The 13,348-nt window shown below is 37.3% G+C and carries 11 protein-coding genes; 2 read left to right on the top strand and 9 right to left on the bottom strand.

What is annotated here, in order from left to right; translation table 11 throughout:
- Positions 1–153: 153 nt before the first annotated feature.
- The 6 genes from H4J50_RS01740 to H4J50_RS01715 form a co-directional block, all read right to left on the bottom strand.
- Positions 154–795: an inovirus-type Gp2 protein gene (locus H4J50_RS01740; RefSeq protein ID WP_182254060.1), complete on the bottom strand. Its 642-nt coding sequence runs from the start codon at positions 793–795 to the stop codon at positions 154–156.
- 296 nt (positions 796–1,091) lie between these two features.
- The gene (locus H4J50_RS01735) at positions 1,092–1,544 is read right to left on the bottom strand and encodes a hypothetical protein (protein WP_182254058.1); all 453 of its coding nucleotides are present in this window, start codon (positions 1,542–1,544) and stop codon (positions 1,092–1,094) included.
- A 1-nt stretch (position 1,545) separates the two neighbouring features.
- Positions 1,546–1,758, bottom strand: a complete 213-nt coding sequence (locus H4J50_RS01730; RefSeq protein WP_182254057.1) for a helix-turn-helix domain-containing protein — start codon at positions 1,756–1,758, stop codon at positions 1,546–1,548.
- Positions 1,759–1,858: 100 nt separating this feature from the next.
- Complete coding sequence (locus tag H4J50_RS01725; RefSeq protein ID WP_182254055.1) at positions 1,859–2,815, bottom strand: hypothetical protein; 957 nt, start codon at positions 2,813–2,815, stop codon at positions 1,859–1,861.
- Positions 2,815–4,152, bottom strand: coding sequence for a site-specific integrase (locus tag H4J50_RS01720; RefSeq protein WP_182254053.1), 1,338 nt, complete (start codon positions 4,150–4,152; stop codon positions 2,815–2,817). The genes H4J50_RS01725 and H4J50_RS01720 overlap by 1 nt, the downstream gene beginning before the upstream one ends.
- A 467-nt stretch (positions 4,153–4,619) precedes the next feature.
- Positions 4,620–5,795 (bottom strand): benzoate/H(+) symporter BenE family transporter, encoded by a 1,176-nt coding sequence (locus H4J50_RS01715; protein ID WP_404842731.1) that lies wholly within the window; start codon positions 5,793–5,795, stop codon positions 4,620–4,622.
- A gap of 79 nt (positions 5,796–5,874) precedes the next feature.
- On the opposite strand from H4J50_RS01715, the gene H4J50_RS01710 reads away from it, so the two are divergent.
- The gene (locus H4J50_RS01710) at positions 5,875–6,426 is read left to right on the top strand and encodes a helix-turn-helix domain-containing protein (RefSeq protein ID WP_182254051.1); all 552 of its coding nucleotides are present in this window, start codon (positions 5,875–5,877) and stop codon (positions 6,424–6,426) included.
- Positions 6,427–6,542: 116 nt separating this feature from the next.
- Here the strand turns inward: H4J50_RS01710 and H4J50_RS01705 are convergent, their stop codons facing one another.
- Entirely contained in the window at positions 6,543–7,211 is a 669-nt protein-coding gene (locus H4J50_RS01705; RefSeq protein ID WP_182254049.1) for a glutathione S-transferase family protein, read from the bottom strand.
- A gap of 196 nt (positions 7,212–7,407) precedes the next feature.
- On the opposite strand from H4J50_RS01705, the gene H4J50_RS01700 reads away from it, so the two are divergent.
- A complete protein-coding gene (locus H4J50_RS01700) occupies positions 7,408–8,241 on the top strand; it encodes an AraC family transcriptional regulator (protein ID WP_182254047.1) in 834 nt (277 codons plus the stop codon).
- A 144-nt stretch (positions 8,242–8,385) separates the two neighbouring features.
- Here H4J50_RS01700 and H4J50_RS01695 read toward each other — a convergent pair whose 3' ends face one another.
- Positions 8,386–10,998, bottom strand: coding sequence for a TonB-dependent siderophore receptor (locus tag H4J50_RS01695; protein ID WP_182254045.1), 2,613 nt, complete (start codon positions 10,996–10,998; stop codon positions 8,386–8,388).
- Between the two features lie 434 nt (positions 10,999–11,432).
- Positions 11,433–13,016, bottom strand: a complete 1,584-nt coding sequence (locus H4J50_RS01690; protein ID WP_182254043.1) for an isocitrate lyase — start codon at positions 13,014–13,016, stop codon at positions 11,433–11,435.
- Between the last annotated feature and the right edge of the window lie 332 nt (positions 13,017–13,348).

The following is a 13,348-nucleotide window of genomic DNA, read 5'->3' as shown; positions in this document are numbered from 1 at the left end:
AAATTAAAACCTATCCATTCACAAACTAACTTTCTACAATATACTATTCAAAATTATACAAAACTATACAAATAAATGTCAGGTTTTATCAGGTTCTACTATTAGGAATACTTAGGTTTTAACAGGTTTAAGATGTTAAGTAATGTTAAGTATTTACCCACCTGTGCATTCTGCGTATAACCCTTTTTTATAATCAATGTCTCCATCAGGGTATTGAATTTTACTTGATGAAAAGCTTTTTACCTTTACGCCAGCATAGCCTTTGGTTCTTACCTTGGCTAAGTAACTCAAGTGGTCCATTGCGTTACTTTGCTTTGTAAATGATGTTCGGGTCAGGTTATGGTACTGACGAAAGTGAACTGTTCCGTCCATGCTTTCCCATACACTTCTAACAAGCTCATTAATAGGATATCCAGATCGAACTTTTTTACCGTCTACAACAACTGCCCAATGGTAGTGCTGACCTTTGCCTTTTTCATATTCCCGACACCAAAAATATGCAATATCGTTTTCAGGTATTTTGTACTTACTGCTAATTTGACCAAATAGCCTACGCTTGAATATTGGCATCATTTGATTATTTTCAGAGTATTCGAGCATGTGCAAATCAAACTGAATAATACACACTTTTGAATACTTGGTTAACATCACATCCATTTGTTGAAATAGCCTAGCTAGATGCCTTTTATTAAGACCACCATTACCGCCTTTTACATTCCATAGTGTACCGTTGAACTCATAGGTATTTGATCTGCTGGTGTGCTGCTTTGCCCATTGCCTTGGTTTGATACTCATAGATATTCCAAGCTAATAAGGGGTGTTATTATCAACACCACCGTTAATAAGTAAATTAAGATATTCGCTATACGGTGCGCTTTAAAGGGTAGGAGCAATTTAAGCTTATTAATTAAGGGGTAATAATGTGCTTACAACCTACTGCTGTTAAATTGTACGTAACTAAGCTAATCAATAACTTACCTGTAGATGCTAAGCAACTAATTACACGTTGTTACCCTAAACCTTTTTATGCGTACGAAAAACTAAGATAAGAAAAAGGGCCGTTAAGCCCTTTTGTTTCTCAGCATTAAAGCTTAATCATCATTAGCAGCTTGCTGACCATATATTTCATGAAGCTTTGAAAGTACAGTCTCATAGGTAGAGTACTTACATAATCGATTTAGAGCCCTATTATCACTGGCTCTACTTTTGGCAATGTTAATACTAGTTTGCCGTTTCTTTAGTTCTTCCCTTGCTTCTGCGGATTCATAAATACCAATTAAATAGTCATCTATCCAGTAGTTAGCTATGATTCGAATCTTTCCAGTTCTGTGATGCTTTCTACTTATTTCCTCACGGTTAACTTTTACATATCGTTCAATTCTTGGGATTACACTATGTAAATGCTTAATTCCATATACTGAATATGCTTGATCTGAATTTATTCTTTGCCCATTTAACATGTGTTTAAAGATTATAGATTGCTCAGTAACAGTGGCATGAGTGCTATTAGTAGTATTAATTAATGACCTATTTTTTCTGCTCATATTATGCCCCATCCCCTACTGTGCTGCGTTCAATAAAATCTTCAATATCTGATAGTTTATATCGAATACTCTTACCCATTTTTACATAAGGTAAACGCTTGTCTCCGCGCCACCTCATTTGTGCAAGAGTTGCAGGTTTTAAACATAAAATTAAAGCAGCTTGTTCGCCGTTTACTAGCTCTGATAATCTTGATTGTAGTTCTACTGTTTTCATATTGACCTCGTTTAGTATTGTCTTTATTTACGAGTCAAGTGTCCTAATAACTTGGGGGGTTTTACCAATATTTAGGTGAGCACAATAAATATCCTCAAAATCACATATGATCAAAACTAATATGCCAACCTGATATGTATAAATTCTTCTGAGATTTAATAACATTTTTAGCACCACTTACAAGAGATTTCACCGCCGTAATGTTACTACTATCAATACCTCCATCTCCATTATCAAAACTTAAACAATCCAGCGCTGAAAGCGCTAATCTAGCAGGAGTTGTCCAACCAATTCCTTTTAGTGTGCAAAATGGACCACCAGAAATGTTCTTTGCTGGATACTCATCCTTTTTTCTTGCTGTCATCATGCTACTTAATTCATTATGAAAAAAAATAGTTAATGCCGTTTTATAGCTCACGCGTTTTCCTAACTTAGATTTAGCTATAGGCTTTTCAAACAAAAGACAGTGAAATGAACTAAAAAAATATTCATGCTTTTGTGATATTTCATTTTTTATCGCACTTTCATAAACCTCAAAGACTTTACCCCAATTATTAATTACTGCTCTATCAGGATGATTTTCTACATCTGAAATTGTTTCTTTTAATGATAGGTGCGTTCTATCACCTAACTTATTGAGAATAGAATACATATCGGAGGAAGCATTAGGTTCAATGTGAGTTCTTTTAAAAGCATTTTTACTCCTTATTTTAGATATAGTTTTTATTGCGTCTAACATTTTAGAAAGAGCCTCCTGTAATTCTTCACTCTCTGTGGCTCGCTTGTATCTTTCCGTTTCTTTAAATAAGGGCTGTTCTTCATTTTCATATTTGGACTTTTTGGCAAAATATATTGCGTACAACATTGAATTCATTAAATAGTCACGATCATTCTCATCCAATATTTTGTATTTTTTATTTTGAGATATATCTTTATTAAAGCAGTTTTGAAAATATATCCAGTTCCTTTGATTTTTAAACTTCCTTAGCCAAGTTTCATAATCTATTTTCTGCTGCTCTATTCTCATTCTCTTTTTTTTTAACATAAGTGATGTCATTACTTAGTTTGCTCCATGCTTTGAGATAACTGAAATATTAATGCTCGCTTTTGTTCTTCGCTTACGCCTTGCAAAAGCTCTTGAAGCTTAAGATCTATGCCTTGCTCTTTAACAATTAGCCCAGCGTGTTCTAGTATTGATTGTTCAACACGCTTAGCAGGCTCTTGAAGCTCATCAGCCGATAAAACCACGTAGCCAGCAGTAACGTCATTACTGCGCTTGATACGATGATTTAACAGCCTTTTAAGCGTATAACCACCAACACCGATAGATTCGGCAAGCGTGGCATATGTACGCCTTAAATCGTGCCAGTGGGCGATCAGTTCGTTGTTATCGTCATGCTTAGTCGCATTCGCGATTTTCTTTAAAACAAACTTAGGCTCTTTAATTGCTTGCCCTGCAGTTTTACTTACAAATACATAACGTGCTGTTTCATCACGCTCAGACCAGCAGCGCATTAGTATTTTTCTTAATGTGTCGGTAATGGGTAACTCTAAAGGATCACCGTTTTTAGTTTCATCAATCCAGAAGTAGCCAGCTTTTAAGTTCACTCTTTGCCATTCAATATTTAATACCTCTTGTTTTCTTAAGCCTGTAAACAAAGCAAACTCTACCGCATCACATACGGAACGTGTAAAACGGTCGTATTCTGGATTGTCTCTTACTTGCTTTACTGCGGTTAAATATTGCTTTAATTCGGTAGGTCTAATACGGGTTTGTTTTCTTGGAACGTGATTCCATTGCCGCTTATGAGATAAAATTTTTACAGGATTCTCATTGAAGATAAATAAGTCATCAGTGCCGCGATATTCGTATTTAGCAAAGTTAAATATTGCACGTAATACCCTAGCCATTAAATCAGCCTGCGCTTGGCTGCGCTTGCTTACTTGCTGGTGAATATATGTAACTTCATCTTCATTTAGTTTTAACAGCGGTTTATTTTGCCACTCTTTAAGGTAACAAGTAATAACCTGCTTATAGCCTAGTATCGTTTTATCCTTTAATGACTTGCTGGCGAGATAAGCATTAAAAACAGAATCTAAAGTTACCGCTTGGTTCTCATGCTCTCTGCGCTGCTCGTTGGGGTTTATGCCATTCTCAATGTCAGATAATACTTTATAAGCTTTATCTTTTGCTTGCTTCAAATTCATAGCAGGATATTCGCCAATTTTAACGCGAATATCTTTACCACTGCGCTTGCGCCTAACTTGAAAGGTTTTTTTACTCTTGGTTATACGCATGCCAAAGCCAGCTAAGGAAGAGTCTTTATATTCTCCAAGCTCTGTTAAGGCTTTTATGCGGTCATCTCTGAAAGGCAGTGAATTACTATTGCTCATATACGATCCCTTGTTCAAGTCACACACAGACAATGTTACTAGGTGAAATCTGGACGCCTATAGGACGCCTTTATTTTTGTGGACGCCTATTGGACGCCTTTAAAATAGATTCAGATAATAAGTAATAACACTCTGTAGACATTGATTTTATTGAGTTGTAGTTATTCGTAGATGATAATAGATTTATGAGATAGGAGCAAATAAAGAACTCATAATCGGCAGGTCCCCTGTTCAAGTCAGGGAGGGGCCACCATTTCAACGATTTAAGACGCATATTAGCGTCTTTTTTTATGTCTGATCTACAGCCACTCTACACTTTAGCTTTCCTATTTTTAGCACTCTATTTAGTACCATAAACTTTATGTACCAACTGTGTTACCAAAAAAGTCCTCACTGTATTTACAATATTTCAGCTTATTATCCAAAATAACGATTACTGTAAATAAATGAAATTATTGCTTATTAAACTATTTAATTACCGCATTTTTTTTGAACGCACGCTGAACAGCCATGACCAAACAGCCCGCAATTAATCCTAATAGCACTGAGTTTATGTTCAACAATGTTAGGTTTGAGGCGGTGACTAAGAATGTGATCATTGCAGCTTCAGATACTTTATTGTCTGTTAACGCTTGCTTGATGCTATTGGTAATGGTTGTAAACAACGCAATACCGGCCAAGGCGAAAATTAGTGCTGTTGGCAGTATTGAAAATACATTCATTAAGTAGCTTGCTGATAACGCCATTACTATATAAAAAACACCGCCTGAAATTGCCGCCCAGTAACGATTTTCTGGTTTTTTATCTACATCTTCTGTCATGCAAATAGCAGCGGTTATTGCTGCTAAGTTGAGCCCGTAGCCTCCAAAGGGAGCTGCAATTAAGTTTACTAGCCCTGTTACACTGAGAATTGAAGATACCGGCGTTTTATAATTATGTGCTTTTAATACTGCAATGCCCGGTAAATTTTGCGCTGCCATAGTGACAATAAAAAGTGGTACACCCACACCCAATATTGCTTTTAAATTAAATTCTGGAGAGATGTAAGTGAACTCACTGATCTCCCATGAAAAATCACTTACATCAATCAAGTTAAGTTGCCACGCCATTACGCCGCTGAGTAGTAATACAAATAATATTGTGAATTTAGGCGCGAGCTGTTTCGCAATTAAATAAGTTAAAAACATCACACCAACAAGAATAGGCTCTTGGTTCATATGATTAAAAACGTCGATACCAAAGTTTACCAAAATGCCCGCTAACATTGCTGACGCTAGCTGAAAGGGTATTTTGTTGATTAACTTTTCAAACCAACCTGTAATGCCAGATAAGAAGATTAGCAACGCTGAAAACATAAACCCAGCGACTGCTTCGTTGAGACTAAAGTTTTGTGCATCGGCAATTAACAATGCTGCGCCAGGAGTTGACCAAGCTGTTAATATCGGTATTCGATAATAAAATGATAAAGCAATAGAGGTAATACCTATAGCTAGCCCTAGTGATAATAACCAACTCGATGCTAAGCTTGCATCACCCCCAAGGTTAATAACTAATTGATATATCAGTGCTATAGAGCTAGCAAAACCTATCACCACAGCAGCTAATCCGGCAACCGCCGAACTAATAATACGATTGACTACCATAGTAAAAGCTCCCATAATAAATTTCAGTGCGTTATAGCGCACAACATATCACCGTATGTTATAACGCACAAGGTAAATCATGACTGACAAAATAAATAACGCTATTGGTAATCAGTTAAAACTAGCTCGAACAAAAAAAGCCTGGAGCTTAGATACAGCAAGCCGACACACTGGCGTTTCAAAAGCTATGTTAGGACAGATTGAACGAGGAGAATCTAGCCCTACTGTTGCAAAACTTTGGAAGGTGGCAAATGGCTTTCAATTACCGTTAAGTTACTTTTTAGGGATCATTGGTAAAAGCGATTTAAAGCAAGGGTTGCTAAAGACCGAAAAAGGAATCGCTATCTCTACACTGTTCCCTTTTGATGAAGTAACAAAAATTGAAGTTTTCTCGTTAACTTTATCACCTCTTCACCAACAAATGTCACCACCACACAATACTGGCGTGATAGAACACATTTTGGTTATTGAAGGTGATATGGAATATTTTCTAGATAATAAATGGTACGCAATACAAAAAGGTGACACGGTAAGGTTTTGCGCAAACGTAGCTCACGGCTACCGTAATCTAACCGATAAACCCGCTACGTTTCACAATATAATTGCTTACTCTGATGAATTAAAGACTTAATATTGCCAGCATTTACAGCAAATAAAACAAAGCTTATTTTTCTGTTAAATCGATATTTTAGCTTATGCCGACTTTATACTACTCACTTTTCCCTAAGCATTTTTAATTTTAAAGCATTACGCAAAGTCGTAAGTACCGCCAGTTTTTAAAGCTTTTTGATATGCTTCTCGCGCCTGAAAGCGTTTTACGAAGGCAATAATTGTAGGATAATTTTGGTCAGCGGTTTTTCTCGCTGCCCAAGCTTCTAGTGGGAAACTCATTTGAATATCTGCTCCTGAAAGTTCGTCGCCAGCGAACCATTCATTATTTTTCAAGTGATTTTCAATTAATGTTAAATTTGCAGTAATATTCGGTCCAACATAGCCAGCCATCACTTTTTTCATTATGCCTTTAGCGATTGGCTTAACCAGAATAGGTAATGAACGTTGAACTGCTTTCTCTAAAATAAGCTTTAACAACAATTGCTGCATCAACGTACCTTCAGCAAAGTGCAACCAATATAAATACTGACGATGCGCTTCGGTTTTAGCCTCAGGTAAAAAGTTATTTTGACCATAAGTTTGCGCGAGATACTCAACAATAGCACCTGACTCTGCAATCGTTATATCGCCATCAGTGATCACTGGAGATTTACCCAAAGGATGAACTTTTTTTAGGCTTGCAGGGGCTAAGTTAGTTTTTAGATCACGCTTATAATGCTTTATTTCATAAGGAACGCCTAACTCTTCTAATGCCCAAAGCACGCGTTGCGATCTCGAATTATTTAAGTGATGTACAACGATCATAGTTTTCTCCAATACAGTAAAGTATGTAACTGAACTATCGCCATTAACTTGCCAAAACCCACCTGTTCATTCATCTAACTGAAGGCAAGAATAAAAACAAAAAGTACAATAGTGCTACGTTGATATTATTTTAGTATCTTTATTTATTTGTGTCGCATAGGATTGAACCTAATAATTGTACTATCGGACTATATAAATGCTTTGGACTTCTAGCGTTTTATTCAGACAAAATATCGAACAGCACAAGCACAACGTTCATGAGATGGTGGTTTGCTTAACAGGCTGTGTGAATATTCAAATCAATGATGAACAGTATAGTTTATCATCAGGGCATTCTATTTTTATTCCTGCACAATACGCGCACTCAATTAATATTATTAAACAAGCTGAAACTACTCTACTATTCGCCTGCATTGATCCACCCTCTTTTGATACTTTATCAACACCAACCAATCGGCTGTTCTTAAATACGTTATCAACAGGAAAATTTTTGATTAATAATGAGTTTCAAAGTACAGATAACAGCACAAAAAAAATGTTAGCTGTAGCCGAAGAACTCGTAAATAGTCCTAATTCTTCATCGCCTTTACATGCGAGTTTAAAAGAAGCCTTATACCTGAGATTATTATTCACCCATATGAGCGGTGCGGGTTATGAGGAAAGTACAAGTGAGCTAGCCACATTGCGAATGAACAAGGCGCAAAACTGGATACATGATAACTATGCCCTAGATATAACTTTAGAAATAGTAGCGAATCAGGTGAATATATCAAGAAGCCATTTCGCTCGACAATTTCGCCAGCATACCGGCTTTAGCGTTATTGAATACTTGCTAAAGGTTCGCTGCGATGCGGCGGCTAACTTACTTGCAAGCTCAAGTACCGATATAACAGAAGTGGCTTTCGCCACAGGGTTTAGTAACTTAAGTCACTTTTATCGGCACTTTAAACGCCGATATGGCATAACGCCTCGAGCATTCAGACAAATGATTAAACACCAAGGCAACACGTTAACAGCAAAGTCAGCTTAAAATACACAACTATTAACATACACAACAAAAGCATTCTCTTAACGATTGTTACGGCTTATTTCAGCCTATTCTTGGCAAAAAAAAACGCTTACCTAAGTAAGCGCTTTAACAAGATTTAAGCTGATATTAAATACTAATCATTATTTAAAACTTATAGCTTGCTTTAACATACACAAAACGACCTTGGCTATTGTGCGTACCACTAACAAAGCCCATAAAGTCATGATAAGCAAACGGAGGCTCTTCATTAAATAGGTTTGTAGCACCAAGACTTAACGTGGTGTTTTCAATACCAATATAATTTACCGTGGTATCAACCGTTGTCCATGCGTCTACATCACTCATGCCTTCAGTCGCTACAGCAGCGTCTTGTTTAAATTCGCCAATATAGTTAATCGCCATACTTGCGTTCCAATCACCTTGTACCCAAGACGTGTTGAATGTCCAACGCACTTCAGGTTGTTCAAAGTCACCTTCTTGAGTGTCAATACGCATAGAGCCATCAGCATTTGGACGCGCATCTTCATAAGATAAAACATAATTGACTACATAGGTAAATTTGAACTCGCCTATATCAGTGTCTAAACCGTAGTTGGCTTCAATATCTAAACCAGAGGTTGTGATATTACCAATGTTTTCATATTGATCAAAAATACGTACTACTTCACCTGGATCGCCAGCAAGAGATGACGGTAAACGTTCTACAACAGTTGGATCATTACCTAAAGTACTAAATTTAAACTGAGTATCTTTAGTAATTACGTTTTCAATATCATAATCATAATAATCAATTGAGAAGTCTAAATTATCAGCTACTTCATAGATTAAACCTAAGTTATAGCTTTTCGATTCTTCAGGACCTAAGTCGTCATTCCCTGATAATACCGCGGTGTACTCTTTCGGATCACAATCAATGCCGACAGCTGCACAGCGCACCGAATCAACTAAAGTAGGAGATTCATCAGTATTACCTAAGCCGATTTGATGCAATGAAGGTGCTCTAAACGCTGTTCCGTATGAGCCACGTAATGATAAAGAATCGGTAGGTTGCCAAATAAAGGCAACTTTTGGATCGGTTGTGGTGCCAAAATCACTATAGTCTTCATGACGAACAGCAACTTGCACTTCAAGTGTGTCTAGCACTGGAATAGCTAACTCTGCAAAAACAGAGGTATTATCACGCTTGCCATTCGCTTGAGTTGCTTCAGTACCAAAAACTTCACCACGTAAGAATTGATCATCAGGATTATCACTAATGCTTTCTTCTCTGTATTCAACACCAACGGCTAAGCCAAGATCACCATGTTCCATTTCCATGATTGAACCGCTAATTTTACCATCGAAAGACTTACTGGTTGATTTACCAATACGTGTAGTAGTGGTTTCAATAAAATCTAATGATTCTTGTAAGTTACTTGAAGGTTCAAACGGATTCCATAAACCACTATCAATTGCTTCTTGTGTGCGACGAGAATTAGGGAAACCGTTTACGCCACGCTCTGTTGATGTGCTTTTAATGTAGTTATAAGCAATTTCCCAGCTCCAATCTTCGATCTCACCTTGTAAGCCAATGATTGAACGGTAATAGTCAGAAGTGACACGCTTTTCACGGTTACCAATATCGAGCATACGTCGACGCATAGTTAAATCTTGCTGATAAAAAGCATGGTCTGGCAAATCTGCAAATGGATGATTTACATTATCGCCCGACATAAATAGCTCATTAAAACTCGGGCTACCTGCACCGCGAATAGTGGTTTTTGAATGTTGGCCATTCAATTCAGCAAAACCACGTAAATTGTCATTAATTTCATATTTACCTAAGTAAATAAAGCTAGCTCGTTCAGTAGCAGGTACTGAAGTCATTACCGGTGCGTAATCATAACCACAAAGGTTGCCGATAATGTCTTCTGGTGCACAAACGTCATTGCCAAAAGTATCTGGCATACGAATAGTTGAATCATCCGCTAAAGCTATAGTACCAGGGAACCCTGATGAACTTCTAAAGTCAGTGGCAAACGGATCGTTAGGTCTCAATGCTGCTTGATTCGCCGATTTTGAATAGTCGCGATCCGCATAAAGAATTTCTTCACGCTCGAAGTAATCTAACGCAAACGTATGGCTGCTTTTTTCTGTTGAGTTACCCCAAACAAGACTTATATTTTTTTCTTTACCACCGCCATCTGCGGTATCACCGAGTTTTGCGGAAACTTCAGCGCCTTCAACATCGTCACGAAGTACGATATTGATTACACCGGCAACAGCATCAGAACCATATGTTGCTGAAGCGCCATCTTTTAGAATATCAACACGCTTAATTGCTGCTAATGGAATATTGTTAATATCAACAAATGCAGTGTCAATATTATTAGCAAAAGGTGAAACAGAAACGCGACGACCATTGACAAGTATTAACGTTGAGTCTGCACCCAAACCACGTAATGAAACACTTGAACCACCATTACTGGTATTGTCACTACTGTTCCCTTGTGTTGAAAATGTACCTTGTCCGGCCATAGGTAACTTAGTAAAAAGGCCGATTAGGTCAGTAACACCACTATTAGCGATATCTTCTGCACTAAGTGATGTTAATGGCGATGGTCCTTCCATGTCAGTTCTTTTGATGTGAGAACCGGTAACTTCTATGCGTTCTACGCTGTCTTTTTCAGCAGCGACCACAACATGGCTTTGTGAGGCAAATAAGGCAGCGGCTATGCTGAGGGCGAGTGTATGTTTACGTCTGTTTGAGAGTTTCATTTTATCTTCCTTTTTATGTTTTATAATGACTTGTTTTTTTATAATATTTGAATAGTATTTTTTTGCTAAAATACTATTTAGCTAAATAAGTCCAATAAGAAAAGTCAGTTGATTTTTATAGCAAATCAAGTCCAGTTTTAACAGGTTAACCACTTAGAATCTTTAACAAAAGTGTAAACTTATGTAACCAGTATATATTTACTACGAATAACTTCGGACTTTTTGATGGTACGCAATAAAGCTCAGCTAGTTTTATTATTCTTCTAGGTGACTTATTTTTGATAAAAAAAAATCCGATGAACATGTTCATCGGACTTTGGTTTCAATCGATTTTCAAGTTAAAAATTATTAACTTATCGATCATACTGCTCTAACACAGTACTTTTACTTCGGTTGGGTCTGTTTTACACATCAACAATAATGTTGGTATGTTATTAAAACTGGTTAGAGGTGTTTTTAGCGCCACCTGCTTTAAGAGCGTTTTCACCAGCAAAGTATTCTTTGTGATCATCACCCATGTCAGAACCTGACATGTTTTGATGTTTAACGCAGGCAATACCTTGACGAATTTCTTTACGTTGTACACCTTCTACATAACCTAGCATAGCTGCATCACCAAAGTATTCTTTGGCAAGGTTATCGGTAGATAACGCAGCCGTATGGTAAGTTGGCAATGTAATTAAGTGATGGAATATACCCGCTTCACGCGCTGTGTCTGATTGGAAGCTACGGATTTTATCATCAGCTGATGCCGCTAATTCTGTAGTATCGTATTCAACACTCATTAAATCAGCACGTACGTAGCTAGATACATCTTGACCAGCTTCAACCATGTTGTCGTATGCTTGTTGACGGAAGTTTAGTGTCCAGTTAAACGATGGGCTATTGTTATAAACAAGCTTCGCATTTGGAATTTCTTTACGTACTTCGTTCATCATCGCTGTGATATCGGCTACGTTTGGTGTTGCTGTTTCAATCCAAAGTAAATCTGCGCCTGCTTTAATCGCTTCAATGCTATCAAATACACAACGCTCTTCACCTGTACCTTGACGGAATTGGTATAAACCAGAAGGTAAACGCTTAGGACGAACAAGCTTGCCATCGCGGTTAAAACATACATCGCCTTCAGCCATATCAGCTACGTCAATTTCTTCAACGTCTAGGAATGAATTATATATGTCGCCTTGGTCGCCAGGTTCTTTAACAACAGCGATTTCTTTTGTAAGGCCAGCACCTTCAGAGTCAGTACGTGAAACGATAATGCCGTTGTCGATACCTAGTTCTAGGAAAGCATGGCGTAATGCACGAATTTTAGAGTGAAAATCTGCATGAGGTACTGTTACTTTACCATCTTGATGTCCACATTGTTTTTCATCAGCTACTTGGTTTTCGATTTGTAATGCACAAGCACCCGCTTCGATCATTTGTTTAGCCATGATGTAAGTTGCTTCAGCATTACCAAAACCAGCATCAATATCAGCAATAATTGGAACAACGTGTGTTACATGATTATCAATTTGATCTTGAATTGCGGCTTTGTCGCCTTCTGCTGCAGCGTCTAATTCGCGGAAAAGACCGCCTAATTCGCGCGCATCTGCTTGGCGTAAAAAGGTGTATAGCTCTGCTACTAAAGAAGCTACTGAGGTTTTCTCATGCATTGATTGATCTGGAAGAGGACCAAACTCGCTGCGCAGTGCAGCAACCATCCAACCAGAAAGGTACAAGTAGCGTCGGTCAGTTTGACCAGCAAAATGTTTCTTGATAGAAATCATTTTCTGTTGGCCAATAAAACCATGCCAGCAACCTAATGATTGTGTGTACTTAGAGCTATCAGCATCATAAGCAGCCATATCGCGGCGCATAATGTCTGCTGTATATTGGGCAATGTCTAAACCTGTTTTAAATTTATTTTGCGCTCGCATACGAGCTATTGACTCAGGATTGATGGCATCCCAAGAACTGCCAGCTTTTTCTTTAATCGCTTGAACTGCTTCTATTGCACTTTGATAATTAGACATATCACTTTCTCCAAAAGTTATAACTGACAGTATGTAAATACTTTATGATGTAACCGCTTGTGTAAGCTGTCACACCGAACAACATAAATACTAAACCAACCAACTAAAATAAATGAAATATATAATTAACATACCTACCATTCACAAAGGAAATAATGGTGTATTAACTCTAAATAACATTATAAAATAGTCCAATGAATTCAATAATTAAGATTATTTATCTCTGCTTTTCATGTGTAAAAACACTAAAATTAATTTATTTCTTTCTCTAAATTTACTTGATTATCCTCTTGAGCCATGACATAAATCTAGCTTATATTTTTGTATTAGAT

This window comes from Colwellia sp. 6M3, from assembly GCF_014077595.1.
Classification (GTDB): Bacteria; Pseudomonadota; Gammaproteobacteria; order Enterobacterales; family Alteromonadaceae; genus Cognaticolwellia.
This window is presented reverse-complemented; position numbering and strand designations above follow the sequence as displayed.